This window comes from Streptomyces sp. DSM 40750 (assembly GCF_024612035.1).
Lineage (GTDB): Bacteria > Actinomycetota > Actinomycetes > Streptomycetales > Streptomycetaceae > Streptomyces.
Map to the genome: position 1 here is coordinate 6,560,098 of NZ_CP102513.1, position 26,981 is coordinate 6,587,078.

Genomic DNA, 26,981 nt, shown 5'->3' on the forward strand with positions numbered 1-26,981 from the left:
CGATCTCCTACGAACGGCCACGGGGGAGTTCACGCAGCAGTTGGGCTCTGACCTCGTTCTTGAGGACCTTGCCGACCTTCGACCGGGGGAGGTCCGGCCATACCTCGACCTGCTTGGGAGCCTTGACGCCGCCGATCCTGGCCTTGACGAAGGCGCGCACATCGCCCTCGGTCACGCTCTGCCCCGGGTGGAGTTGCACAATCGCTGTCACCCGCTCGCCCCACTTGTCGTCCGGGAGGCCGACGACCGCGCAGTCCTGGACGGCGGGGTGCTCCATCACCGCCTGCTCGACTTCCGCGGAGTAGACGTTGAAGCCGCCGCTGATGATCATGTCCTTCGCGCGGTCGACGATGAACAGGTAGTTGTCGGCGTCGAGGTAGCCGATGTCCCCGGTGTGGTGCCAGCCGTGCCGGGACGCCTCCTCGGTGGCGGAGGGGTTCTTGTAGTAGCCCGCCATCACGAGGGAACCGCGCACCACGATCTCGCCGGGCTCACCGGTCGGCAGCAGTCTTCCCTCGCCGTCCATGATGGCGACGGTCACCAGGGGGGCGGGCCGTCCGGCGGAGGTGAAACGTTCCGAGGCGAGCGAGCCGTCGGCGTGGAAATGGTCCTCGGGCGCCATCGTCGAGATCATCATGGGGGCTTCGGACTGGCCGAAGAGCTGAGCCATCACCGGGCCGATGCGCTCGATGGCCTCCGCCAGCCGGGCCGCCGACATGGGGGCCGCGCCGTACCAGAGGCATCGCAGGGATGTCAGGTCCGTGGCTGCCAGGCGGGCGTGGCCGAGGAGCATGTAGATCAGGGTCGGGGGCAGGAAGGTGTGGGTGACCCGGTGCCGTTCGACCAGCGCGAGGAACCCGGTGAGGTCCGGCGCGGGCATGATGACGATCTCGCCGCCGAGTGTCATGACGGGGAAGCACAGCACTCCGGCCGCGTGGGTCAGCGGGGCGAGCGCCAGGTAGACCGGGCGGTCGCCGAACGGGTAACTCATCAGCGTCAGCGCCGACATGGTCTCGATGTTCCGGCCGGTCAGCATGACGCCCTTGGGCCTGCCGGTGGTACCGCCCGTACCGACGAGCATGACGGTTTCGTCGACCGGCTCGGCCTGCCAGGGCTCGGCGGGAAGACCGTCCAACCACTCGTCGAAGGCTGTCGCGAAGGCTGGGGATCCGTCGAGGCAGACCAGCGTGGTCAGCTTCGGCAGATCCGGCAGGATCTTCGCGACCAGCGGGGCGTAGGCCTCCTGGAAGACAAGGCAGGTGCAGTCGAAGAGGTCCAGCAGGTCGCGGTTCTCCGCGGCTTCGTTGCGGGGGTTGACCGGGCACCACACCGCGCCCGCCCGTGAGATGCCGAACACGCAGGAGAAGGCGGTCGGATCGTTCGCGGAGAGGACCGCCACCTTGTCCCCGGGGCGTACTCCCGATCGGTCCAGCGCACGGGCCACCCGCCAGGAGAGCTCCTGGACCTCGCCGTACGTGAGTGTGCGGTCCCCCGTGGTCAGACATGGGTTCCCGGGGCCCAGGGACGCGCCCTTGTCGAGATAGTGGGTCAGCCGCACGGACGCCATCCTCAGTGGTTGTGTGGGTGACCGGGGGCTCCGGCACTGAGCGCTCCGCTGGAAGTGCGGTGCGTCGACCGCGGGTCCGTCGTGGCTGGTCGTTCCCCCACTCTCGAATTCGCTCGAGTGGGGGGGGGGACCCCCATCGCGGCGGAGCCGCACATCGATACAGCCCCGCGCCCCTTCGGGGCGCTGCCGAACCGCACCGGACCTCGCCGGACCCGCTCAGCGCGGCCGGATCCCCCGGAGGGTCAGCTGTGAACGGTCAGCACCGGGTCGAGTACGAGGCCGAATGCCTTGAGCGCGCCGAGCAGTTCCCGGTGACCGAAGGCCTGGCAGGCCGACGCCAGGCCGACGCGCCTGGGCGCCTGCTGCAGCAGCGAGTAGGCGGCGTACGCCTGGAGCAGCCCGGTCTGCTTGTAGTTGCTGTTGCCGTGGATCACGCAGTGCGCGCGCCCGAGCGGGCCCGAGGCGTGGACGGAGTCCACCGAGGTGTTGATTCTCGGGTTCTCCCGGGGCGGCATGCTCGCCTGCACCGAGGCGGCCACCTCGGCCAGCGCGGCGTCCTGCTCGTCGGCCGGCAGGGTCTTGATCTGGGCCTCGACCATCTTCACCGTCTCGACCACGCCCTGCATGACGCCGCGGTCCAGGACGCCGCCGAGGACCCTGCAACTCGCCACGCGGGGATCGTTCTTGAACCACACGGGATGACTGGTGCCGCCCCACGGCGTGGCCAGCGCCGTTTCGTGGCGGCCCGGGACTGCCACCTCGACGGCGGTGAGCGGGTCCCACTTCTTGTACTGGTTCTCCTCCAGGTAGTGCCAGTCGGCCTTCAGGATGGTGAAGATCGTCTGCGTGGAGGCGTAGGTCGGGAACCCCTTCCACAACACCAGCATGTCGAGGGTGTCCAGGCCCGGTGTCTCCAGGCAGATGTTGGCCGCGATCTCCCCGGTGGTGTACATCTGCGCGACACCGGGGGAGAGCAGGAGGCCCTTCTCGGCGTACTGGTCGCCCCATCGGGCCTGCGCGTCGAGGACCCAGTCCTGTTCGCCGGTGGTGTCGAGGTAGTGGCAGCCGGCCGCGAGGGCGGCCTGAACGACCTCCGGCCCGTACTTGATGAACGGGCCGACCATGTTGCTCACCACCTTGGCGCCGCGGAAGAGCTCGGTCAGCGGTCCGACCGCGTGCTCGACCTCGACGACCTCGTGGTCCACGGTGTCGATTCCGGGAACCCTGTCGAGGACCTCCTGGATGCGCGCCTTGTCGCGTCCGGCGGCGATGAAGGGGATGTTGTATTCCCGGAGGTACTCGCAGACGAGGCGGCCGGTGTAGCCGGAGGCCCCGTAGACGACGACGGGCTTGTCGTTGCTCATGATGGTTCGGCCTTTCGATGGTCGGCGGTGGGGGAGTGTGGTGGAGGAGCCGGGAAGGGGCCCGTCACATGCCCATGCCGCCATCGACCGGTAGGCCGGCCCCGGTGATGAAGCGGGCGCCGTCGGAGGCGAGGAAGACCACGGCGTCGGCCATGTCGGCGACCTCGCCGAGCCGGCCGAGCGGCGTCAGGGCGATGACGTCGCCGACCGCCGCCTCCGCGCTCGGCCAGAGGCCCAGGGTCTCCATGTCCGCCGCGAGCTTGGCGCCCATCTCGGTCGGTACGAGGCCGGGGTAGACGCAGTTGACGCGCACGCCGTAGCCGAGCTTGCCGGATTCCAGCGCGGCCACCCGGGTGAGCCGGTCGACTGCCGACTTCGTCGCGGAGTAGCCCGCGATGCCGGGGAACGGGATGGTCGCCGCGACCGATGAGATGTTGACGACGGCGCCGCCGTTGCCGGCCGGACCGTCGGGGCGCATCGCGCGGAAGGCGTGCTTGACGCCGAGCGCCGTGCCGAGGACGTTCACTTCCAGCATCCGGCGGACATCGGCGGGGTCGAGGTCGGCGACCAGGCCGGAGATCTCGACGCCGGCGTTGTTGACGACGATGTCCAGGCCGCCGAGCTCGTCGATCGTCTGCGAGACGGCCGATTCCCAGCTCGCGTCCTCGGTCACGTCGAGGGAGACGAAGGCGGCGGTGGCGCCGGACTCCCTGAGCGCATCGGCCGTCGCCTTGCCCGCTTCCTCCTGGATGTCGCCGATGACGACGGCGGCGCCGGCCCGGGCGAGCGCCTCGGCCATGCCTGCCCCGAGTCCTCGGGCCCCACCCGTCACCAGGGCCTTGCGCCCGGTCAGGTCGTACACGCTCATGGAACATCTCCTCGTTGAGATGACGTGCTGTCGGCGTCACGCACCCAGTGCTATGTACGGAAACCCGGACTGGGGGACTGGGGGCTGCGGGACGTGACGCCAGCGTAGGCACTTCTGGACAGTCGTCAAGACTTTCTTTGACGACCGTCCAAACTTTCTTTGACGACTGTCCAGATTTCTGCTGGGCTCTCGCCCCCGGCCGCGATAGCCTGGCGCAGCGGTCCGCAGGGTGCGGGCGGGCGGAAGGGCCGACGGAGACGCGCTGTGACCCAGACTGTGGGCAAGAGCCAGGAGAGGATCTCCCGGCGGCAGGTCGACAAGTTCGCCGAGCGACGGGCACAACTGGCGGCGTCCGCGCTGCGGACCCTGTCCGAACTCGGCTACGCCCGCACGAGCCTGCGCGAGATCGCGCAGAACTCCGAGTTCTCCCACGGCGTCCTGCACTACTACTTCCGCGACAAGGTGGAGCTGATCACCTACTGCGTGCGGCAGTACAAGGCGGAGTGCGTCACCCGTTACGACCAGATCATCGTCACCGCCGGCTCGGCCGAGGAACTCAAGCAGGGCTTCGGCGCGGCGATGGCCGACACGCTGCGCGAGGAAGCGCCGATGCACCGGCTCTGGTACGACCTGCGGAACCAGAGCCTGTTCGAGGAGTCGTTCCGCGTCGACGTCCTCGACATCGACGAGAGCCTGGAACGGATGATCTGGCGCATCGTCAGCCAGTTCGCCGAACTCGTCGGTTCGCCCCCCGCGGTATCGCCCCAAGTGGCGTACGCGCTCTTCGACGGGCTGTTCCAGCAGGCGCTGCTCAGGTATCTGACCGGCCGCGACACCGCTGCGGACGACCTCCGCAAGGGTGTGGAGCACCTCCTGGGGCAGTTGGTCGTCGACGCCTGAGCGCGGTCGCGCGTCAGCGACGCGCGACCGCTCACGCGACCGGCCGACTGTTCTCTGTGCGGCGGGCCCTCCGGGTCGGCACCACCGGCTTCTCGGTGATCATGCCCGAGTCGGGCTGATGGCGTTTTGGATGCTCGGCGACTGCTCAGTTCAAGGAGTCGTCGCTCCCCTGGTCAGCGTGGAGGGGGGACTGGAGGGCATCGGAGGTGGCGCGATCGGCCTTGGCCGCGTCCGCGAGGGCCGCGGCAGCGGCTTCCTCGGCCTGAGCCGTGTCGTTGGCGGCCTGGGCAGCCATGTCGTCCGCGGGTTTCTGGCGGGTGCCGGAGATTGGGGCAGCACCTCGCTGAAGGCGCGGGACACGCCCTGGAGCGCGGAGGTCATTTCGCTGGGGATCACCCAGAAGGTGCTGCCCGAGCCCTGCGCGAGTTGGGGCAGCATCTGGAGGTACTGGTAGGCGAGCAGCTTGGGGTCCGGATCGTAGATCGAGGGGTGCGAGCCGGTGGCGAGGACACTTCCGTGCGGCGGTGCGGCGGTGCGGCGGTGCGGCGGTGCGGCGGTGCGGTGGTGCGGCGGTGGCGGCAACGGGCGGCGCGACCTCCTCGTGGTCCCGGCCCCTCTGTCGGCGCGGCCACCGGCCGTCGGCGCAACGCCTCTGGGTCGACGGCGACAACTGCCGTGCGTCCCCTGCCCGTTCGCTCACGGGGTGGCGTTCATCGGCACCGAATCTCCACCACTTCGGGTCTCGGCAAAGAATTGACCAAGGAATTCGACCCGCCTGATCCACTCTTCGCGGAGCGATGTGCGCACAGTTCGTCCGGCATGCGTCAGATGGGCTGTAGGGCAACCGGGGCGATCCCGGCTGAAGGGTGCAGGGCGGGCGCTTCCCTGGGCTGCGCGTGACTGTCGGGGTGGTGTGAGGGTCATGTGACGATCCTCCGCGGGGTGCAGGACACTCCTGCGCCACCTCAAGGAGTATGTGTGCCAAGCGCATTTCGCAGACGTGGGTGGCAACCCACCACCTCTGCGCAACCCTTCCTTCCACCTCCCTCGTCGAGGCGGCTGCGACCGCTGGCCGCGGCGCTGACACTGCTGGTGGCCTTCGAGGCGGCAGTGGTCGTGAGCACCACGTCGCAGGCCTACGCCGTGCAGATGAAGTCCCCTGCCCCTGCCGGGAAGACCAAGCCCGCGAAGGAGTTGGGCGCCGCGACGGCGGACTCGCTGGCAGCGGCCCGGTTGAAGGCGAAGATCCAGGACCGGCGGATCGAGGTCCTGGACCAGCGGACCGAGACGTCCACGGTGTACGTGAACCCGGGCGGGTCGGTGACCGAGGAGGCGTACGCCGGTCCGATCCGGTTCCGGGACGACGAGGGTGACTGGCGCCCCGTCGACGTCTCCCTGGAGAAGATGTCGGACGGTTCGGTCGGCGCGAAGGGGCACCCGCACGGTCTGCGGATTGCGGGCAGGAGCGCGGCGCCGAAGGGGCTGAAGGGCGTCGGCGAGAAGACCGCTTCGGCCGGCGCCGGCGTGCCACTGGTGACGCTTGAGGGCCGGACCGGCCGGCAGATCCGGCTGGGCTGGTACGGGGCGTTGCCCGCGCCGGTGATCGAGGGCGACGAGGACAACGTCGCCCGGTACAAGGACGCTCTGCCCTCCACCGATCTTCTGATCGAGTCGACCAGGACCGGCTACGAGCAGTTCCTGGAGCTGAAGAACCGTTCCGCCGTGGACGCGAGCGGCGCGATCACCTACAGCCTGACGGCCAAGGGCCTGACCGCGAAGGCGAACAAGGACGGCTCGGTCTCCTTCACCGAGGCCAAGGGCAAGTCCGTCGGCGTCCTTCCCGCTCCGGTGATGTGGGACGCGCAGGTGGACAAGAAGTCCGGCGAGCGAACCCACACCGCCTCGGTGGAGGTGAAGGTGGCGCAGGACGGCGACACCGTCACGCTGACCCTGACGCCGGATGCGGCGTTCCTGGCCGACAAGGCGACGCGGTTCCCGGTGACGATCGACCCGGCGATCAACGTCGGGGCGAGTTTCGACACCTTCGTCCAGGAGGGCTACACCACCGACCAGTCCGCGTCGACGGATCTGAAGATCGGTAACAACGGCTCGGCGCAGGTGGCGCGTTCGTTCCTGTCGTTCCCGATGAAGAACATCACGGGCAAGCAGGTCACGGCGGCGAAGCTGAACCTGTTCGCGTACCACTCGTGGTCGTGCACGGCCAAGGGCTGGGACGTGTGGTCCACCACCGCCGCGAGCTCCTCCTCGCGGTGGACGGCGCAGCCGACGTGGTCGCAGAAGTACGCCACGAGCACCCAGACCAAGGGCTTCTCCAGCGCCTGCAACGACGGTTGGGTCACCGCTGACGTCACCACGATGACCAAGGCGTGGGCGGCCAACGGCAATGCCGCCAATCACCTCGGGCTGCGGGCTTCGGACGAGACCGATCCGTATGGCTGGAAGCGGTTCAACTCCGGCAACGCCGCGAGCAACACCCCCTATCTGTCGGTGACGTACAACTCCATCCCCGGAGTGCCGACGCTGATCGCCCCGGTCGACCGGTTCGCCACCGGCTCGGGCACGCCCGTCCTGTCGGCGAAGGCCCTGGACGGCGACGGCTCCGAGGTCACGCTCGACTACGAGGTGTGGACCTCCAGCGGCACCTCTGCCCTGCGGACCGGCAGCAGCGCCTCGGTCGCCTCGGGTGCGCAGGCGACCTGGACGCCGGCATCGCTGCCCCCGGGGTCGTACAAGTGGCGGGTGCGGGCCGGCGACGGCTCGGCCACCAGTGCCTGGTCCTCCTTCCGGACCCTGACGGTCGACACCACCGCACCGGCGGCTTCCACGGTGTCCTCCAGTGCCTTTCCGGCCGGCCAGTGGTCCGGGACCCCGGACGGCGCGGGCGACTTCACCGGCGGCTTCACCCTCACTCCGCCCGCTTCGGACGTGAAGGAGATCCAGTGGAAGCTGGACGGCGGAGCCTGGCAGTCGATCGCCACGACCGGCACCGCCGTGACGGCCAAGCCGGTGTTCCGCGCGGGCAAGCACACGCTGACCGCACGTACCAAGGACGCCGCCGGAAACGGCTCGGCCGAAACGAACTTCACCTTCTACGCGGGATCGGGCGCGGCCCTGCTCACCCCGACGCAGGGGGACCGTCCGGCGCGGCGTACCGCGCTGACCGGTCAGGGCAAGGCCACCGACACCGGGGTGCGCTACCAGTACCGGCGCGGTGAGACCGACACCTGGAAGGACGTTCCGTTCGCCGATGTGCGGCGGAAGTCCGACGGCTCGGCCCTCACCGCCTGGCCGGCCAAGGTGACCGGAGGCCTGGCGGAGGAGCTGACCTGGAACATCACCGACAGCCTCAGTGAGGACGGCCCGGTCGACGTCCGCGCGGTCTTCACCGACGGCACCAGCACCGACGCCTCCCCGGCCAGCAGTGTCACCGTCGACCGCGACGCGGGCTCGGCACCCGGCACGCCGGTGGGCCCGGGCAGCGTGAACACCCTGACCGGTGATTTCACCCTCTCGGCCACCGATGCCTCGGGCTTCACCCTGACCGCGTTCCGCACTGCCTCGTCACGTCGCCCCGGTGCGGGCGGACAGCAGGAGGGGCAGGTGGCGATCTTCGGTCCTCAGTGGACCGCGGGCACCTTCGCCGAACTCTCGGACAGCGGCTGGACGTACATCCACAAGACGTCGGCCACCTCCGTCGCCGTGGTCGACGTCCACGGCGGGAAGATCGGTTTCACCGCGACGACGGAGGGAGGCTGGAAGCCGGAGACCGGAGCCGAGGATCTGACGCTCACCGGCAGCCTGACCGGTTCCTTCACGCTGAAGGACACCGAGGGCACCAGCTCCAAGTTCAGCAAGGTCGACGACGCGGCCACCACCTGGCAGTTGGCGACGACTCTCCTTCCCACGGACAACTCCACCACCACCGTGATCTCCGAGAAGGTCACGGTGGACGGGAAGGTGCTGGCACGCCCGAAGTACGTGATCGCCCCCACCTCGGCCGTCGCCGCCGGTACCTGCGCGAACACCCCGTCGACCAAGGGCTGCCGGATACTGGAGTACCAGTACGCCTCCACGACCACGGCAACCGGTTCGACGCCGGGCGACTTCGCCGGGCGGGTCACCCGCATCCGCCAGTGGACGACCGCTCCGGGTGCGGCCACCGCGACCGCCACGGTGGTCTCCCAGTACGCCTACGACGCGTCCGGCCGTCTGCTTGAGCAGTGGGACCCCCGGGTCAGCCCGGTTCTGAAGACGGCCTACACCTACGACAGCGCGGGCCGTGTCGTCACCCAGACCCCGGCGGGCGAGCTGCCGTGGACCTTCGAGTACGGCAAGGCGGGCTCCAGCACCGTCGCCGCCGACGGCATGCTGCTGGGCGCCTCCCGTCCGACGCTGAAGGCCGGCAGCGAGGACGAGCAGGACGGTGGCAAGTCCACCACGTCCCTCGTGTACGACGTTCCGCTCTCCGGAGCCAAGGCCCCCAACCAGGTCTCCGCGGCCGATGCCGCGGCCTGGGGTCAGACCGACGCGCCCACGGACGCCACCGCGGTGTTCCCCGCCGACCAGGTTCCCGGCTCCCACACGGGCAGCGACCTCGCCGCGGGTGACTACGACAAGGCGACCGTCACCTACACCAACGCCTCGGGGCTCGAGGTCAACACCGGTCTGCCCGGTCGGCACCTGAACGTCACCCAGTACGACCGGTTCGGCAACGTGCTCCTGGAGCTGTCCGCCACCAACCGTGAACTCGCCCTGGGCAACGCGGACTACCAGGTCAACACCCAGAACGAACTGGGCATCCGCGGTGACTCCTCGGCGGAGCGGGCCCGCAAGCTCGCCGCCGTCTCGGTGTACTCCACCGATGGCGAACGCGAGCTGGACGAGTACGGTCCCCTGCATCTGGTCACCCTGACGAAGACCCTCCAGGGCGACAGCGACAGCCCCGACATCTCGGCCGGCACGCAGGTCGCCGCCCGTTCGCACACCGTCACCCGGTACGACGAGGGCCGTCCCACCGACGGCAGCGCCACCACCGAGGACCAGCCCACCACCGTGTCGATCGGTGCCGCGGTCGACGGGTACCCGGGCGACGGCGACGTCCGTACGACAGAGACCGGCTACGACTGGGTCCGGGGCCTTGCCACCAAGGAGATCGTCGACCCCGCCGGTCTCAAGCTGACCCGCACGACCGGCTACGACGCCCAGGGGCAGGTCACCAAGAACACCCTGCCCAAGTCCAGCGGAACCGACGCGGGCACGATGCTCACGACCTACTGGTCGGCCACGGGCACCGGCGCCTGCGCGGGCCGTCCGGAGTGGGCGGACCTCCTGTGCTCCACCGGTCCCGCCGGGAAGATCACCGGGGGTGGGTCCAACCCCGACGAGCTGCCGACCAAGACCACCGAGTACGACCGGTGGGGCAACCCGGCCAAGGTCACCGAAACCGCCAACGGGGTCACCCGCACCACGGTGTCCACCTATGACGCGGCCGGCCGTCCGAAGGAGACCCGGACCACCGGCGGTGTCGGAACGGCGGTCCCGGCCACCACGACCACCTACGACCCGGACAACGGATCCGTCGCCACGGTCACCGACGGCACCACGACCGTCCGCCGTTCCCACGACATGCTGGGCCGGGAGATCTCCTACGACGACGGCGCGGGCAATGTGACCCGTACCCAGTACGACAACCGTGACCGTGTCACGCGCAGCTCGAACTCGGTGCCGTCGGAGACCACGTACACCTACGACAACCCGGCCGGTCTGCCCACGCGTGCCCACGACTCCGTCATGGGCACCATCGGCGACGTCACCGGCTCCTACGACTCCGACGGCCGCCTCTACAAGCAGAAGCTGCCGTGGAACATGGACGTCGAGTTCAACCTCGACCCCACCGGCAGCGAAACCTCCCGCTACTGGCACTGGGAGTCCGGCTGGACAGTCCAGGGCGAATCGGTCAGCCGGAGCATTCACGATCAGATCGTCTCCCGCACCGCCTACACAGGAGGAGGGGCCTACCAGGAGTACACCTACGACGCGGCCGGCCGCCTCACGAAGACCGATGACTCCCAGGCCGGTGTCACCACGCACCGCGCCTACGGCTTCGACGACAACACCAACCGCACGTCCCTGACCACCACCGTCGACGACGTCGACGGCGGCGCGCCGGAGGTGAAGACCGCGAACTCCACCTACGACAGTGCGGACCGGCTCATCGCGACCGGTACCGTCTACGACGCCTTCGGCCGCACCACCGCACAGGCCGGCGGTGCGCAGAACGCCTACTACGCCGACGACATGGTCCGCCAGATCACGGCAGACGGCGAACGCACCACCTGGAACCTGGACCCCGAGGGACGCCTCGCCTCCTCCACCACCGAGGAGCAGGCCGAGGACAGCACCTGGAACACCACGGGCACCAAGCGCGACCACTTCGGTGACGACAGCGACAACCCGGACTGGACCGACGAGGGCGGCGACCGGATCAGCCGGATGCTCAAGGACCTCGGCGGCAACCTGATCGCCACGACCGGCGCCACCGGCGGTACGGTCCTCCAACTCGCCAACATCCACGGCGACATCGGCACCCAGATCCCGCTGGTCGGCGCCACCACACCCGTCGTCAACACCTACGACGAATACGGAAACCTGCTCCCCGGCACCGACCCCGCCCGCTACGGCTGGCTCGGCGGAAAGCAGCGCTCCACCGAAACCCCCAGTCGCGTCGCTCTCATGGGTGTCCGCCTCTACGACCCCACGGCCGGCCGCTTCCTCTCCATCGACTCGATCTACGGAGGAAACGAGAACTCCTACGTCTATCCCGCCGATCCGGTGAATCGACTGGATCTGACGGGAAGGGCTACGAAGAAGCCGGCGGCCTTGAGCGCGAAAGAGAAGCAGGCGCTCGACAACAAGGCAAACGGTCGATCCTACGACCGAAAGGCGTATAATTCCGCGAAGAAGAAGTTGGTTCAGGCGGAAAAGTATGCCGGCAGTCGCAACGGCCAGAAGAACAGGTCGGGTTCCGACAGCCTGAAGAGGGTATTGAAGGCGATAGGTCTCTTCGTGCTCATCATAGCCATTGTGGTCACACTCGTGATTTTCTGGGAGTGGGCAATAGTGGGTGCGGTGCTCTGGGCTTTGTCGTAGCCGAGGGCGCGAAATGACAAAGCGTCACCCCGGAGAATTTCTCCGGGGTGACGCTCCGTTTCGGGGTATGTTGTCAAGCAGGGCGGCTGGAAAGGGAGTTGGGGACAGTGTCATGGTTCGGGGTGCGCGGCGTGTTTCGGCATCGTCAGCTGGGGGTGTACGAGGAGCGCGTCACCATCTGGAAAGCGGGAAGTATGGATGAGGCGATCGAGCGTGCGGAGGCCGAAGCCATCGAGTACTGCTCGTATCTGGATGAAGTGGAATATGTGCGCTACGCCGAGGCGTATCAATTCGACGGAGTGCCGGAGGACGGGGCGGAGGTGTTCTCTCTGATGCGCGAGAGCAATCGAACGCCCGAGGAGTACGTCAGACGGTTCTACGCCACGGGCGAGGAGCGGACCGGTTCCCTCTGACGGCCCTTCCGGGCTCATGACTCCTAGCCGCGCGACACCTCGTGGTGGTGGCCGTCGGGGCCGGGGAGGGGTTTGAGGTCGACCTGGATGCGGTGGGTGGCGTCGTGGCTCACGGAGCCGCCGAGGCGGGCCTCGACCACGCCGAGGCGGAGGCCCGCCCCGCCCTCGCCGGCTCGGTGGAACTGGACCGAGAACTCCAGGCTGACCTGCTCCACACTGAACCGCCAGTCGCTGGCCGCGCCTTCGGCCTGGGCCCGGGCCAGCTCCGCGCGGACCGTGCCGATGGCCTCCGCGAGACCGACCGGTTCGTTGTCGCCCATGTCAACACCCCGTTGGATTCCGCTGATTGACCGATCGAAGTTGGTTCACAAGTCTAGGGACGCACCCTGCCCCGCGCGTAGTGTGAGGCAGCATGGGGGAATTGCGTGCGGACTGGAGACTCCGGCTGCGGCGCGAGGGCGCGCACGGACCCATCTGCGGCGCCGGTGTGCTCGTCGACCAGCACACGGCGCTGACCTGCGCACATGTGGTGCGCAGTCCGGATGCCGTGATGTGGCTGGAGTTCGCCGAGAACAGCGACCTCGAACCGGTGTCCGCACGCGTCCCGCCCGGCGGCTGGCTGTCGGCGAGCGAGGGCGGCGGGGCCGCCGGGGGTGGTGAGGACGTCGCCGTGCTGCGGCTGGACAGTCCACGGCCGCAGGCGCGGCCGGCCCCGCTGGAGACCCGGCTGTGGGGCGGCATGGAGGTGTCCGCGACCGGCTACGCGGAGGGCTTCGACGACGGCATGAGCCTGTGGGGCCGTATCGGCGGGGTCAGCGGCGAGCGGGTGCAGCTCGACGCCGTCACCAAGGCCGAGGTGGTGCGCAGGGGGTTCAGCGGCGCCGCCGTGTGCACCCGGCCGGGCGAAGGGCGCCCCGCCCGGGTGGTCGGCCTCGTCGTCAGCTGGCGCGGCGACATGGGCGAGTTGCTGCCCGAGAACAACCGGCTCGCCTTCTCGTATCTGATCCCCGTCGAGCGCATCGCCGAACTCTCGCCGCTCATCAAGGAGTTGAGCAGCCCGTACGCCTGGGACCAGGACTTCGAGGAGCGGCTGACCCGGTGGTTCGAGGACCCCGACGAGGGGCCGGTCAAGATCACCGTGGTGCCTCCGGGCAGCGGCAAGGACCGCTCGCTGCGCCATCTGCTGCACCGCGCCGACCTCCTCTACCGTGGAGGAGGCTCCAGCAGACCGGATCTCGCCGACCACGCCCTGGGCCACATCGCCTTCCCGCCCGGCCAGTACCTGGCGTACTGGGACTGGCTGCTCGGCACCAGGCACCGGCCCGCGCGGGCGCCCGCCCTCGCGCCCGACCGCCAGGTCACGGTGCTCGTCGACGGCCTCGACGAGGAGCCCGGGCCGGGCCCCCTGATCGAACTCCTCGTCCGGCTGCGGGAGTGCGGCTTCCGGCTGCTGCTCGTCTTCCGCCACGCGGGCGGCACCGGCTGGACCGCGGCCTATGACGACCTTCTGCGGCCCGCGCTCCTCGGCCACGCGGACGCGCTGCTCGCCAGGCTTCGGCGCGCGGAGTTCAGCCGCGCGGTCCAACTCGGCGTCGTCGACGAGAATTCGCTCGCCTCCGCGACCGAGACGGCCGACCGGCGTCAGGCCGAGCGCCGACGGATCGACGAGCTGACGGACGCCCACCAGCGACTCACCGCGCTGCGTGGGCTGATCACCACCCTCCGCGCCGACCTGCGGCGCCACGGAGGCCGGGCATGAGGCGCCCCGCCCGGCCGACGCCGGGGAGGAGGGCGGCGAGACGATGACGGCCTGCCCGCACCGGCGCTTCACCGGAGCCCCCTGCGGCGGCACCGTGCTGCCCACCGGCCACTGCGCCGAATGCGGCCGCGCGAAGCACGGACCCCGGCTGCCCGCACTGCCCGAGAACTCACGTGACCTCGGCCCCGAGGAACTCCTCGCGCTGCCCGAGCGCGCCCCGCGCCCCGCACAGGAACGCCTCATCCATCCCGAGGCGCCGCTGCGCATCCGTATGGGCTGCTCGTCCATCGAGTGCGGCATCATCTTCGCGCCGCCCTACACCGTGGGCCCGGTGCCCGTCGAGGGGCACTGCCCGGCCTGCGGCGAGCCCTACTCGTACCGGCCCGAACTCGCCGAGGGCGATGTGCTGCGCGACCAGTACCGGATCATGGGACCCATCGCGCACGGCGGCCAGGGTTGGGTCTATCTCGCCGAGGACACGCATCTCGGTGACGTGGTCGCCGTCAAGGGACTGCTCAACCGCTACGAGCAGGACGGGGCCCGGCTCGCCGACGTCGAACGCCGCAACCTCGTCGCCATCCGCCACCCCCGCATCGTCCAGATCCGCGACTTCGTCGCCCGGCGCGACGACACCGGCCAGGTCACCGGCGGCCACATCGTCATGGACGACGTCGGCGACGGCACCCTCGAAAAGGTCGTCCAGGAGACCCGGCGCGGAGAGTCGGTCCTCGACATCGAGCACGTCGCCGCGTACGGCTGCCAGATCCTCGAAGCCTTCGTCCATCTGCACGCCGGGGGCGAACGCGTGTTCGTGTACGGGGACATGAAGCCCTCGAACGTCGTGCACCACGGGGACGGCGTCAAGGTCATCGATCTCGGCGGCATGCGTGAACAGGGCCAGAACCAGCCGCCCGCCCATGTCACGCCCGACTACATGGCACCCGAGACGGGGTCCTCGCCCGTGCCCACCGTCGCCCACGACCTGCACACGGTCGGCGTCACCCTGCGGGAACTCGCCGGCTGGGCCGTCGACCAGGTGCCCGGCCTCGGCACCGCCTCCTTCCGGGGGGTCGTCGACCGTGCCACCCGGGGCGACCCGGGCCTGCGCTTCGCCGACGCCCGGGAGATGGCGGGCCAACTGCGGGGCGCCCTGCGGGAGATCCGCGCCCTGCGCGGCAAGAGCGACCCGCCCGAACCCTCCGACTACTTCTGGCCCTCCCCGCAGCTGCTCGGCGCCCGGCTCGGCACGGTGCCGGGCATCGAGCACTGGCTGGACCGCCCCCGCCGCGACCGGTACGAGCCGCCCACGGCCCCCGCCCTCGACCTCGGCACCCCCACCCCCACCGAGATCGCCCGCTGTCTGCCGGTGCCGAGGCGTTACCCGGGCGATCCGCAGACCACGCGGTTCGAGGTCAGCAGCGGCTACGACCCGGGCCGACTCCTCGGCCAGGAGGACGAGAAGCCGCCCTCGGTGGAGATCCGTCTGCACAACGTGCGCGTCCTGCTGGGCCGGAACACGCGGGAGGACCTGGAGAGGGCCCAGGAGGAAATCGACACCGCCGACTCCATTCCCGGGCCGTCCGCCGTGCGCCGGTGGCGGCTGGAGTGGCACCGCGCCCTGGTCGCGCTGCGCCGCGCCGGCCTCGACGACGACCCGCGGCAGGTCGCCGAGGCCAAGACCCACTTCACCCGGGTCCGCGTCGAACTGCCCGGCGAGTACGAGCCCAAACTGGCCCTCGCCCACTGCGGGGAGCAGATCGGCGACGACACGGCCGGGCCCACCGCCAAGGAGCTGTACGAGGCCGTGTTCGCCCGCAACCCCGCGCACGGCGGCGCCGCCCTCGGCCTGGCCCGGCTCGCGCTGCGCGCGGGCGACCGGAGGGCCGCCCTCGACGTCCTCTGCCGGGTCCGCCCCGGCACCCTGGACCACACCGTCGCCCGCATCGCCTCCCTGCGCATCCGCGCGGCCCGGCTGCCCGGAAACGGTGATCCGCTGCCCGCCCCCGCCGAGGTCGACGCGGCCCTGGCCGAACTGCGCGGCCTGGTACGCCGGGAACCGGGGGCCGGCGAGCCGAGCCTGTCCGAGGACGAGGCGCTGCGCCTGAGCACCGAACTGCACGAATGGAAGCTGGACGCGCTGTACAGCCGCAGTGACCGGCCCGGCCCCCGGGGAGGGGACGGCGGACGGCTCGACGCCCGCGGCCTGAGACGTCTGAGCGCGCAGGAGCGGGAGCTGCGGACACGGATCGAGTCGCACTACCGGCAACTGGCCGCACACCACGGCGAGTCGGCCGCCGCCCACGAACACCTCGTGGACCTCTTGCACGCGGTACGGCCGCAGACGGTGATCTGACCGCACGGCAGCGACTGTTCGGACGGCACGCCACGTCGTTCGGACGGAACGACGACGGGGGAGGAGCGGTGGCGTACGTCATGGGTGGCTTGTGTGCGGTACGGCCTCGGGCCGTGGTCCGACGTAGGGCAGCGACTGTTCGGACGGCACGCCACGTCGTTCGGACGGAACGACGACGGGGGAGGAGCGGTGGCGTACGTCATGGGCGGCTTGTGCGGGGTACGGCCTCGGGCCGTGGTCCGACGTAGGGCAGCGACTGTTCGGACGGCACGCCACGTCGTTCGGACGGAACGACGACGGGGAAGGAGCGGTGGCGTACGTCATGGGCGGCTTGTGCGGGGTACGGCCTCGGGCCGTGGTCCGACGTAGGGCAGCGACTGTTCGGACGGCACGCCACGTCGTTCGGACGGAACGACGACGGGGAAGGAGCGGTGGCGTACGTCATGGGCGGCTTGTGCGGGGTACGGCCTCGGGCCGTGGTCCGACCGTAGGGCAGCGACTGTTCGGACGGCACGCCACGCGGGCCGGACGGCGACAACGGGGAAGGAACGGTGACGCACCGCATGAGCAGCCACACCCGGCCGCCGCAGCCGGACATCCGGCTGAACGTCGACCTCGGCGGTGACCTGCGTCCGCATCGCAGCGCCAAGATCGAGGCGCACCTGCGGGTCGACGTGACCGCCGGCGGTCCTCCCGCCGAACTGCCCGCGATCGAGCTCGCCGTGATCATCGCGGTGGACGTCGCCGAGCCCCTCCGGGCCGCCGTCCGGCACGCCCTGCCCGCCGCACTGCGGGCCCTGCCCGACGGCATCTCCTTCACCGTGCTCGGCGGCGGCCCCGAGCCCGTCCGGTGGTATCCGGTGGGTGACGCCGAGTGGGCCGTCGCCGACCGGGACGAGAAGCGCCGGGCCGCCTTCGCCGCGAGCGCGGTCCCGCTCCACCGGGACGGTCCGCGCCCCGCCGGATACGCCGCCTGGGCGGCCAGGTCACGCGCCCTGCTCGCCGCCCGCCCGCTGTCCGTACGCCATCTGCTGCTGATCACCGACGGCAGCAGCGCCCCCGGCGAGAGACGTCTGGAGGAGGAACTGGACGCCTGCGCCGGGCACTTCACCTGCGATGTGCTCGCCATCGGCGCCGACTGGCCCCCCGACCCCCTGCTGACCCTCGCCGAACGACTGCACGGCACCGCCGAGTTCGTGGACGACGGCCTCGGCCGGGCGATCACCGCCGCCATCCGTCGGCTGCGCCGGGTGCACACTCCCCAACTGCCGATCGAGGTGACCGTGCGGCCCTCGGTGCGCCAGGTCGCGCTGAACGAGAAGGCGCCCCGGCCGCACCGCCTCGGCGGGCTGCCCCAGCCCGGCCGGCCGCACCGCTGGAGCTTTCCGACCTACCAGTGGGAGCAGGGCAGACGCGACTACCTGCTCACCCTCGTCGCGGACGCCGACGCCGACCCGCTGGAGACCCCACTGCAGTTCGCCATGGTCTCCGTCGGCGATGTCCACGCGTCCGTCACCGCCCGCTGGCACCGCCCCGAGCAGCCGCCGCCCGACGTTCCGGCGGCCGGTGACAGCGTCACCGAAGCGACGACCGCGATGCGGGACGCCCTGCGCCGGGGACTCGACGCTCTCCGAAAAGACCAACGGGCCGCCGCCGAAGCGTACTTGGGACAGGCCGCACGCATGGCGGTGCACTTCGGCCAGGAATGGGTGCTGGGGGAGATCCGCCCGGTCGCCGACATCGAGGACGCCGCCGCGGGCCGGGTCCGGCTGCGCCCCGTCGTCGACGCCGGCACGCTCGGCTCGATGATCCTGCGCGCCGGCTCCCGCCCCCTGCCCCTGACCGACACCGCCGGTCCGCTGCCGGGCCCGCGCTGCACCCACTGCGCCACCCGGGCCGGGAGCGAGGCCCGTTACTGCATCGCCTGCGGGGAGAAGCTGCTTTGACGACCGGACGCGCCGCCTCCCGATACTCCCCGGGCGCCTTCTGGCGCAAGCGCCTGAGCCGTTGGCGGACCCGCCGACTGCTGGAGGCGCATCTGCTGGTCCTGACGCTGTGCGCGGTCGTGGCGGCGGGCGCCCTGTTCGCCTCCTGCCGGCAGATCCAGGTCGGTGCCGAGACACTCGCGTCGCAGGAGGCGCCGGCCGTGCAGGGACTCGCCGCCACCCGGCTCGCGGTGCTGCGCGCCGACCGGGAGGCCCGAGTCCTGAAGGACTGGACGCTCGTCGACGTCGCGGGCTCGGGCGAGGCCTACCGGACCCAGCTCTCCGCCGCCGACCAGGGCCTGTCCCGCATCGCGGACCGGACGGACCAGGACCTCGGCACCGTCGACGGTCTGCTCGACTCCTACAGCAACTCCCTCAACCTCGGTACGGCCATGTACCGCGACCAGCCGCTCATGCGCGACCAGAAACTGGCCGAGGCGCGCTCGCTGCTCATCCGCCCGGGCGTGGGACTCGTACCCCGCCTGGACGACATGCGGCGGGTTCAGATGAAGCACGCCGAGGCCACCGCCACCGAGGGGCGGTTGCAGCGCGGCGGCTGGTGGCTCGCCGAACTCGCCCTGGCGGCCCTGGCACTGACCCTGCTCTCCGCGCTGTTCGTGCTGCGCGACCGCTGCGGCCGCGACTGGAACCCGTATCTGCTCGCGGCCCTCGCCCTCACCGCGCTGCTCGCGGTCGTCCCGCCGCTGACGATGGCGTCCGCGCAGGACGACCTCGACCGCGTGGCCGGGGACCTGCGGCAGATCACCGAGGTCTCCGGGAAACCCTGCTGCGGCCCGGAACTGGCCGTGGCCCAGCAGACCGTCACGGAGAAGTCCGAGGACGTCCGGCGGGTCCTGGCCGACGACACCTGGACCGACCGGGTGTACGAGGGCACCCTGATCGGCGGCCTGCTCCTCGCCGTCCTGCCCGCGGTGGGGCTCGGTCTCCGGCTCGACAGCGACTACTGGAGGCGACGGTGACCCGCCGGTTCAAGATGCTGGTGCTTCTCGTGGTGCTGCTGATGGTCTCCGCCGGCGGCCTGGTGGCGGTCTGGACGCAGCGGGACGACGAGCCGGTGACCATCCTCGGGCCGTGGACCGACGACCAGGGCGAGCAGTTCGAGAACGTGCTGCGGGGCTTCGGCATCCCCTTCGAGTACCAGGGCACCGCCGCCCAGCGCGAGGTGCTGCTGTCCAAGGTGCAGTCGGGGGAGCCCCCGGACATCGCGATCATGCCGGGCGTCGGTGAACTCGCCGAGTACGCCGCCCAGCAGCGCCTCAAATCCCTGAACGGCCTCTACGCCGAGGAGGAGTACGGCTCCCCCTGGAAGTCGCAGAGCACGCCCTCGCACGACACGTACTGGGTCCCGGTCAAGGCGGACCTGAAGAGCATCGTCTGGTACCGCGAGGGCGACAGGCCCGCGAACTCACCGGCAAAGCTGGGGAGTTGGTGTATCGGCATGGGGGACGACGGCGCCTCCGGCTGGCCGGGCAGCGACTGGATCGAGGACCTCGTGCTGCAACGCGAGGGCCCCGACACCTACGGGAAGTGGGCGCTGGGCACGGGCGAGGTCACGTGGACCGGGGCTCCGGTGCGCACCGCGTGGGAGGCGTGGGCCGGTCTGCTCCGGCAGGACAAGGAGGCGGCCGGGCGCGCCCTGCTCACCGATCACCGCGGTGCCCCCGACGCGTACGGGCTGCTGTTCGACGGCACGGAAGGGTGCGCCCTGGAGCACCAGGGCTCCTTCGCCCGCTCCTTCTACCGGGAGAAGCGGCAGCGGGCGGACCTGATGGACTCCGCCCCCCTGCTGCCCGGAGGCCCCTACCGGGTCCGCGCCCACGAGGTGACCGGCGACTTCGCCGCGCTGTTCAGCGACCGCCCGCAGGCCCGTGACCTGATCGAACGGCTGGCCTCCCGGGAGGGCCAGCAGAAGTGGGCCGACTCCGCGGACGTCTTCTCGGCGAACCGCCGGGTGCGGCAGCAGGGCCGCCAGGCCGAGCGCGAGATCGCCGAACGGCTCACCGGTGACGGACCCCTCTGCCTGGACGCCTCCGACGCCATGGCCCCCGCCGTGCGGGACGCCTTCTACGAGGCCGTCCTGCTGACCATCGCGAGGGCCGCCGCCGGGGAGGACCTCGACATACCGGGGCTCCTCACCGACGTACAGAAGGTGCAGGACGCGCAGCCGTCCAGGGACACGGCACCGCAGACGGTGTGCAGTACGCGCTGAGCGCTTCGTGGGAGCCGCACCGACGGAGCGCGGTGGCCCGTGACCGCTCAGCCGGTTCGGCGCAGGAGGGCGGAGAGGGTGAGGCGGGAGGTGACGTCGAGTTTGCGGTAGACGCGGGAGAGATGGGTTTCCACGGTGCGGGGGCTGAGGAAGAGGCGCTCGGCGATCTGACGGGTGCGCAGCCCTGCCACGGCGAGTTCGGCTATCTCGCGCTCGCGGTCGCTGAGCAGGTCGAGGGTGTGCGCGGTCCGGTCGCTCCCGGACAGTCCGCTCCGGATGCGGGCCACTCGCTCCTGTACGAGGCGTGCCCCGCAGCTGCGGCCGACCGTGTCGGCCGCGTCCAGTTGGCGCAGGGCCGCGGCCCGGCCCTGGGTCTCGGCGAGCGAGCGGGCGCCGGCCGCCAGCGTCCAGGCGTACTGAACCGGCATGTCGGCGGACCGGAAGGCACGCGCGGCGACTTCGAAGAGCTTGACCGCCGCGTCGTGTTCGCCCTCGGCCATGTGGAGCCGGGCACGGGCATCATGTGCGTACGCCACCTGGACCGGCAGCCCGAGTACCTCGGCCTCCGCTTCGGCGGCCCGGACCAGGCGGTGCGCCTGCTCGGGGTCCCCGCAGTCCAGCGCGGCCGTGGCCAGCACGGCGAGCAGGAAGGGCCGGTGGAACGGGCGGACCAGCGGCAGCCGTTCGCCGCCCCCGCTGTCCAGCAGGGTCCGCCGGCACCCGGCGGCGTCACCCGCGAGCAGCCGTGCCTGGGCGAGCAGGCCCGCCGCCGAGGCGGCCCACCAGCTGTGGCCGGGCGGGGCGGCCGTCGTCGCCTCCTCGACCAGCTCGACGGCCTCGGCGGCGAACCGCTCTCCACGGGCCCAGAGAAGAGTCGTCGCCCGCATCGCCTGCGCCAGGACGACCGCGGGTGTCGCGCCGAGGGAGCGGGCCAGCGCCTCGACCTCCCGGGTCCGCCGCTCGGAGGCGTCCAGTCGGCCGGTCCACTGCTCGACCATGGAGAGCGCCAGGAGCCGGTGCATCAGGATGGGCTTCCGGGCATCCGAATCGCTCGCCTCCAGCCCCCGGTTCAGGTGACGGGCCGCGTCCGCGAACCGCTCCAGGTACAGCTCGGCACAGCCGAGCAGAGCGAGTGTCTCCGGCGTACGGCCGGCGATCGGGTCGGGCAGCGCGTCCAGCAGCCGGGCACAACGAGTGACCTCGGGACCGGCTTCGTCGAGGTCTCCGGCGTGCGTGGCGCAGAGGGCGGAGAGGACGCGCAGCACGGTGCGGTCCGCGTGACCTGCGTGACCGGCTTGGCTTGGGTGACCTGCTTGACCTGCTTGACCTGCTTGATCTGGGTGATGTGGGTGACCTGCGTGACCGGCATGGTCCGCGTGATCCCTGCGATCCGTCCGGTCGGTGCGATCCGCTTCGCTCGGTGTCCGTGACGCCTCTCGGAGTAGGGCGCGCGCCTGGTCGTGCGTACCGCGCAGGACGTGGACCAGCCCGTACTCGATGATCAGTCCGACGGCCTCGGCCGGCAACGGATCGGGAAGGGGCCGGGGCAGCAGGTCGAGGGCGGTGCGGATGATGGCCGTCGCCTCCTGGTAGCGGCCGAGTTGCCGCTCGGCGTCGGCACAGACGGCGTGGGCCTGGAGCAACTGCCTCTCGGTGAGCGCCGAACGCGGGGCTCCCAGCAGCTCGTGCGCGCGGGCGCGTGCCTCTTCCGGCTGCCCCGAGGCGATCAGCGCACGGCAGCAGGCGAGTTCCAGCGTGGTCCGGGAGGCGGACGCCCCGCCCCCGTCCGGCAGGGACTCCAGGGCCAGGCGGAGCCAGCGGGCCGCGGTCGCCGGTGCTCGGGCGGCGATCTCCGCGGCCCCCTCGGCCAGGGTGCGCGTGGCGAGGGCGGCGTCCGTGCCCAGCAGGTGCTCGGCGTGGCGGGCGCGTTCGCGGGCCCGGCCGCCCCGGGCGGTGATCAGGTCCAGGGCGCGGTGGTGGGCCCGCAGCCGGAAGGACAGACCGGCCCGTTCGTGGGCGACATGGCCGACGACGGGATGGCGGAACCTCAGCAGGCTCGGCCCCCCGCTCCAGTCGGCCGGTCGTACCAGGTCCGCCCGCTCCAGTTCGGCGAGCGCGTCGAGCGTGTCGTCGAGGTCCAGCCCGGCGACCGGGGCGACGTCCTGCGGCCGGAACGGCGAACCGAGCACCGCCGCCGCCGACACCGCGGCCGAGGCCCGCGACGTCAACGCGTCGAGTTCCGCGATCAGCGGCTTCGCCTCGTGGAGGAGCGCGTCCGCGTCGGTTCCGGGGCGGTCCGGCCAGTGGTCGGGCCGCCAGTCCGCCGCGACGAGCAGGCGCAGATACCGCGGATTGCCTCCCGCCGCGACGCCTATCTGCCCCGCGAACTCCTGGAGTACGGCGGGGTCGTGCGGCCCGGGACCCACGGGCGCGCGCCAGTCGGTGAGCAGGGCGGCCACGGCATCCGTGCCGAGGGGAGCCGGTTCGATCCGCGTCACCGTGCCGGCCCGTACGCCGTCCTCCAGCGCCGCCAGCAGTTCGGGCGCGGTCTGCCGGGGGCGATGGGCGAGGGCGAGAACGAACGGGCCGGGCACCACGGAACGGACCAGCCGTACGAGCGTCGCCGTCGATTCCGGGTCGCACCAGTGGACGTCGTCCAGCACCAGGACACCGCCCCCGGCCCACGCGGCGGGCCGGTCCCGGATCTCGGCGAACGATGTGGCGCCGGCGCCGGCTGCCTGAGGGAACCCCTGCCGCGCCTCCCAGGCGTCGCGGAACACCTGGAACGGGGCGGTGTTTCCGCGTACGGCATGGGCTCGGGTGACCGGCAGTCCCCGTAGTACGGCCAGCTCCAAGATGGCCGTGGCCAGGCGGGTCTTCCCGATGCCCGGCTCTCCACCGATCTCCACGACCGCGCCCCGACCGCTTCCCAGGGCATCCAAGACCCGTGTGAGCCGGGCGAGTTCGGCCTCCCGCGCGACGGGGCGCTCTCCGGCCGCCGGTACGGGCACTGCGGTCATGCGCGCCGGTCCCTCTCCCCGTGTGATCGGACAGGAAGACCATACAGAAGCAACAGAAACCCGCTCGGCCGGTCGTGCGTGTTCCCCGCTCCGTGATGGGGGAGTGGGGATTGCGGGGATCCGTGGCGGCTGTGAGCGCGTGGCGTACGAAGGTACCGGGGTCAACTACCGTCCGGCGTGCGCGAGGTGACGTAGTCGACGGTGATCGCGCGCGGGATGGATCAGGGCACGGGACAGTGAGCGGATTACAGGGCGAGCAGGGGAGCAGTCGCCGGAGGTGGCTCTCGCGGAGATGCTCAGGCGGTGGTGGAAGCAGGAGGGGAAACCGACTCAGGCGGCGTTGGCGCGGAAGGTGGTTGTGCATGACGACCGAGGCGGCCCGCGACCTGGCCGCTCCGGACACTCCTACGTCGTCACCGCGCACTCGCGGGTTTCCCCAGCTCTGGTGGGGCTCCTGGAACCGGCGAGCAAGGCACGTGTGAGGGCCGCCGGGGTACGTGCCCCACGCGGGCGTCACTGACTCGCTGCGCTGAGCGGGTGGCCATCGTCCGGGTCGGCATGGTCGTCCACCAGGTTGGTGTGCCGGTTCCGCCGCCACGGCACAAGCTGGACGACGCCGAACGCCACTTCGACGACGAAGAACAGCCACAGCAGCCGCGTGGCACCGTGGGCCAACGCGTACGCTTGCCACGCCGCGAATAGCGTGCGCGCGACGCCGTCGAGCAGTCCGTGCACCGGCAGCGGCTTGACGATGCGCAGGACGGCCCAGACAACCACGACCGAACCCATCAGATTCGCGTACAGGGTCTGTATCGGGTCGAGTTCGGGCATGACGCCCAGCCCGAGTGTGTCGCCCAACGATGACAGCGCGTCATGCACCAGCGCGTACGTCCACGGCGTCGCGAATCCCGCCGTGACGACGAGGTCGTACCAGGCGCTCGCGCGAACGACGCGAAGATAGATGGGGCGTGCGGGGGTGAAGAGACGGATCACAATGAGGCTCCTGCTGGTCTCGTGACAGCGACGCCTCACGGTAAACAGTGGAGTACGCTCCAAGGTCAAGCCCATCACTTCGACGGAGGGCCATGCGTATCGGAGAGTTGGCCGCGCAGGCGGGTACGACCAAAGACACCATCCGGTTCTACGAGAAGGTCGGCCTCGTCGCAGGTCGGCGGCTGGCCAACGGTTACCGCGACTTTCCGCCCGAGGCAGTGGCCTGGCTGCATTATGTCCGCACCGCGCAGACACTCGGATTCTCACTGGCGGAGATCGCGCGGCACGGCGATGAACTGCGCGAGGCGCCGGATGCCGCGGAAGCGTTGTCTGCGCTATTCGAGGAGAAGATCCAGGTCATCGACGCACGCATGGCCGAACTGGCCGCCCTGCGGGCCGAACTCGCCGAGCGCGTCGGCATTGGATGCCCGTTGCGGGCAATCGGCCAATCCGGCTGAGTCACGGGCCTGGCCGATCAACTGAGCAGGTTTGTCGAACGCGCTGAGCAGGGGTGGTGATCCTTTTCAAGGATCGTCATTAGCCTCAACGCTTCCCTTCAGCAGAACCGCACCCGGTCCGCACCCCCATGTTCGCTCCTGGACGTCGTCGCCGCCGACGGTATGCCAGGACCACTGCTCGTGGGAGGCCGCCGTATGAGCCCGTCACCTCTGCGTAGCCTCGGCGTCGACCCGGCCACCGGCAAGGAGGCGTTCGCGGTCACGCGTCCCGGTGGTCTCCTTGAGGAACTGGCCGACACGCATGCCCTGAAGGCCGCCGCTGTCCTGGTGACGGTCGTGGGGGCCGTACTGGAAGCGGGGAAGGCGTCGGACAGCGAACTCGCCGCGTTCGTACCGTCCTTGCATGCCGCGCTCGAAGAGTGTGTCGGCATCATGGCGGCGGACAGGCGGTGATGGCGAGGCGTCCCGTGTAGGGCATGGAGTGGTGCCCCCGGTGCCCAGGGGCTGCTCCTGGGCACCGGGGGCATCAGCGCATCCTGCGGATTGCACCCGTTACGCGGCTTCGGCTCCACGTGGCGCGTCTGAGGTATCAGCCCGCGCGACGGGCAACCGCGCGGCCCAAGCCAGTACCTCGACCAGGTGCTCGGCCAGTGGCCCGACGCGGGGAAGCCGCAAAGTGCCGGGAGCCGCCGACCGGTTCGGGGGCGTGCAGTCCAACGGCACTGTGATGTCCGTGTCACGCGGGCTGCCCCAGCCGTCGGAGCCCTGTCCGACCCGGACCGTAGCCTGACCGCTGTCCGCACGACACAGGAGGTACGCCCCGTTGATCCCACGACCGCCCGCCACATCAGGTCCGCCACGGCCCTGTCGGCGGACGCGCTCGCTATGTTGAACCAGGCTTTCCTCCGCCGGTGGCACCAGGGCGGCCCGGGTGCCCGCCTCGGAGCATTCCGCGATCGACCACGCCGTCTCATCGGCATTGCTCCTGCGCGTCGATGAGCTGAACCAGGTCCGCGAGGGCCTTCTCACACAGAGCAAGTCCGCCTGCGCCATCGCCGCACGGGCCGTGCACACGCGCGGAAAACTGACTGAGGATCAGGATCGCGCGGTCCTTGACCCGTTTACCGCCGCCGGCGTCGCCGATCTCGTGGAGTGCTCCCTCCTCGGGGTACATCGGGATGATCCGCGACGGCCCACTGCGCATGCTGGATCCTGAGCTGCCGACTGCCCGTAGCCTTCCTCCATGCAGGCCACTTTGATGATCTACGACGGTACGGCCGCGCCCGATGCGGACGTGCCACGTACCGGGGGTGTGCCGCTGGCCCCCGAGGGGTTCACCTGGCCGGTGTGCGGCGACTACTGCGGAGGGCCGATGCAGTTCTTCGCGCATCTGCCGGTCGAGTACGGCGTCCTGTCGGTGTTCGTGTGCCAGAACGATCCGGGCGCCTGCGAGCTGTGGGACGCGACCTCCGGGGCGAATCGGGTCCTTCTTTTCCCGCCCGCGGGACTGGTACCGGTGGCCGTACCCGAGAAGGGCGTGACGCTGCTGCCCGCAGTGTCGGCGATCACGACCCGGGTCGTGACGCTCGATCCCGAGGAGGATGACGGCGACGATCTCCCGCGCGACACATACGACCTCGCCCGTTCAGGGTGGAAGCGGGAGCCAGGCGAGCGGTTCGGGAAGCAACGCGAGGTGCTCGGATCGCTCGGCGGCAGCCCCTCCTACCTGGACGACGACCGGTGGCCCGGGTGCCCCTCCTGCTCCGGCACGACGGAATTCGCGGCACACTTGGAGGAGGGGATCGACCGGCAGACCGCGATGAACCTCGGCGGCCAGTTGGGCTACGTCTTCGTCTGCCGCCCCTGCTCCGAGGGCGCCTTCCTCACGGGCTGAGCGCGCC

General features: G+C 70.7%; 18 protein-coding genes and 1 pseudogene. 11 read left to right on the plus strand and 8 right to left on the minus strand.

All coding sequences use genetic code 11. The features are described 5' to 3' along the window. Positions 1-7: 7 nt before the first annotated feature. The 3 genes from JIX55_RS29250 to JIX55_RS29260 all read right to left on the minus strand — a co-directional run bounded on the left by JIX55_RS29250 (position 8) and on the right by JIX55_RS29260 (position 3,799). Complete coding sequence (locus tag JIX55_RS29250; protein ID WP_257566243.1) at positions 8-1,558, minus strand: acyl-CoA synthetase; 1,551 nt, start codon at positions 1,556-1,558, stop codon at positions 8-10. A gap of 251 nt (positions 1,559-1,809) precedes the next feature. Further along, positions 1,810-2,931 carry a DUF5938 domain-containing protein gene (locus JIX55_RS29255; protein WP_257566244.1) on the minus strand — a complete coding sequence of 374 codons (1,122 nt, stop codon included), beginning with the start codon at positions 2,929-2,931 and terminating at the stop codon, positions 1,810-1,812. 64 nt (positions 2,932-2,995) lie between these two features. Next, positions 2,996-3,799 (minus strand): SDR family NAD(P)-dependent oxidoreductase, encoded by an 804-nt coding sequence (locus tag JIX55_RS29260; RefSeq protein ID WP_257566245.1) that lies wholly within the window; start codon positions 3,797-3,799, stop codon positions 2,996-2,998. 264 nt (positions 3,800-4,063) lie between these two features. Here JIX55_RS29260 and JIX55_RS29265 point away from each other — a divergent pair, with 264 nt between their 5' ends. After that, complete coding sequence (locus JIX55_RS29265; RefSeq protein ID WP_257566246.1) at positions 4,064-4,699, plus strand: TetR/AcrR family transcriptional regulator; 636 nt, start codon at positions 4,064-4,066, stop codon at positions 4,697-4,699. A 145-nt stretch (positions 4,700-4,844) separates the two neighbouring features. Here JIX55_RS29265 and JIX55_RS29270 read toward each other — a convergent pair. Next, positions 4,845-5,176: pseudogene (locus JIX55_RS29270) on the minus strand (SPFH domain-containing protein); the annotation flags it as partial. Between the two features lie 639 nt (positions 5,177-5,815). On the opposite strand from JIX55_RS29270, the gene JIX55_RS29275 reads away from it, so the two are divergent. Continuing rightward, positions 5,816-11,869 (plus strand): DNRLRE domain-containing protein, encoded by a 6,054-nt coding sequence (locus JIX55_RS29275; protein WP_257566247.1) that lies wholly within the window; start codon positions 5,816-5,818, stop codon positions 11,867-11,869. A gap of 107 nt (positions 11,870-11,976) precedes the next feature. Beyond that, positions 11,977-12,282 (plus strand): hypothetical protein, encoded by a 306-nt coding sequence (locus tag JIX55_RS29280; protein WP_257566248.1) that lies wholly within the window; start codon positions 11,977-11,979, stop codon positions 12,280-12,282. A 23-nt stretch (positions 12,283-12,305) separates the two neighbouring features. On the opposite strand, the gene JIX55_RS29285 is transcribed toward JIX55_RS29280, so the two are convergent. After that, complete coding sequence (locus JIX55_RS29285) at positions 12,306-12,602, minus strand: trypco2 family protein (RefSeq protein WP_257566249.1); 297 nt, start codon at positions 12,600-12,602, stop codon at positions 12,306-12,308. Positions 12,603-12,694: 92 nt separating this feature from the next. Here JIX55_RS29285 and JIX55_RS29290 point away from each other — a divergent pair, with 92 nt between their 5' ends. The 5 genes from JIX55_RS29290 to JIX55_RS29310 all read left to right on the plus strand — a co-directional run bounded on the left by JIX55_RS29290 (position 12,695) and on the right by JIX55_RS29310 (position 20,609). Further along, the gene (locus tag JIX55_RS29290) at positions 12,695-14,041 is read left to right on the plus strand and encodes a S1 family peptidase (protein ID WP_257566250.1); all 1,347 of its coding nucleotides are present in this window, start codon (positions 12,695-12,697) and stop codon (positions 14,039-14,041) included. A 43-nt stretch (positions 14,042-14,084) separates the two neighbouring features. Beyond that, entirely contained in the window at positions 14,085-16,394 is a 2,310-nt protein-coding gene (locus tag JIX55_RS29295; protein WP_257566251.1) for a tetratricopeptide repeat protein, read from the plus strand. Between the two features lie 563 nt (positions 16,395-16,957). Beyond that, positions 16,958-18,340 (plus strand): vWA domain-containing protein, encoded by a 1,383-nt coding sequence (locus JIX55_RS29300; protein WP_257566252.1) that lies wholly within the window; start codon positions 16,958-16,960, stop codon positions 18,338-18,340. Continuing rightward, the gene (locus JIX55_RS29305) at positions 18,337-19,359 is read left to right on the plus strand and encodes a hypothetical protein (protein WP_257566253.1); all 1,023 of its coding nucleotides are present in this window, start codon (positions 18,337-18,339) and stop codon (positions 19,357-19,359) included. Before JIX55_RS29300 ends, JIX55_RS29305 begins: the two co-directional genes overlap by 4 nt. Further along, entirely contained in the window at positions 19,356-20,609 is a 1,254-nt protein-coding gene (locus JIX55_RS29310; RefSeq protein ID WP_257566254.1) for an extracellular solute-binding protein, read from the plus strand. Before JIX55_RS29305 ends, JIX55_RS29310 begins: the two co-directional genes overlap by 4 nt. A gap of 47 nt (positions 20,610-20,656) precedes the next feature. On the opposite strand, the gene JIX55_RS29315 is transcribed toward JIX55_RS29310, so the two are convergent. Together JIX55_RS29315 and JIX55_RS29320 are read right to left on the minus strand one after the other, a co-directional pair. Then, entirely contained in the window at positions 20,657-23,629 is a 2,973-nt protein-coding gene (locus JIX55_RS29315; protein WP_257566255.1) for a helix-turn-helix transcriptional regulator, read from the minus strand. 513 nt (positions 23,630-24,142) lie between these two features. Then, the gene (locus tag JIX55_RS29320) at positions 24,143-24,622 is read right to left on the minus strand and encodes a hypothetical protein (protein WP_257566256.1); all 480 of its coding nucleotides are present in this window, start codon (positions 24,620-24,622) and stop codon (positions 24,143-24,145) included. A 92-nt stretch (positions 24,623-24,714) separates the two neighbouring features. Here JIX55_RS29320 and JIX55_RS29325 point away from each other — a divergent pair, with 92 nt between their 5' ends. Both JIX55_RS29325 and JIX55_RS29330 read left to right on the plus strand, forming a co-directional pair. After that, positions 24,715-25,080, plus strand: coding sequence for a MerR family transcriptional regulator (locus JIX55_RS29325; RefSeq protein ID WP_257566257.1), 366 nt, complete (start codon positions 24,715-24,717; stop codon positions 25,078-25,080). A 195-nt stretch (positions 25,081-25,275) separates the two neighbouring features. Then, entirely contained in the window at positions 25,276-25,533 is a 258-nt protein-coding gene (locus JIX55_RS29330) for a hypothetical protein (RefSeq protein WP_257566258.1), read from the plus strand. A gap of 517 nt (positions 25,534-26,050) precedes the next feature. Here JIX55_RS29330 and JIX55_RS29335 read toward each other — a convergent pair. Further along, positions 26,051-26,284 (minus strand): hypothetical protein, encoded by a 234-nt coding sequence (locus tag JIX55_RS29335; protein ID WP_257566259.1) that lies wholly within the window; start codon positions 26,282-26,284, stop codon positions 26,051-26,053. A gap of 39 nt (positions 26,285-26,323) precedes the next feature. Between JIX55_RS29335 and JIX55_RS29340 the strand changes: the two genes are divergently transcribed. After that, positions 26,324-26,974: a YwqG family protein gene (locus JIX55_RS29340; RefSeq protein ID WP_257566260.1), complete on the plus strand. Its 651-nt coding sequence runs from the start codon at positions 26,324-26,326 to the stop codon at positions 26,972-26,974. Positions 26,975-26,981 lie beyond the last annotated feature (7 nt).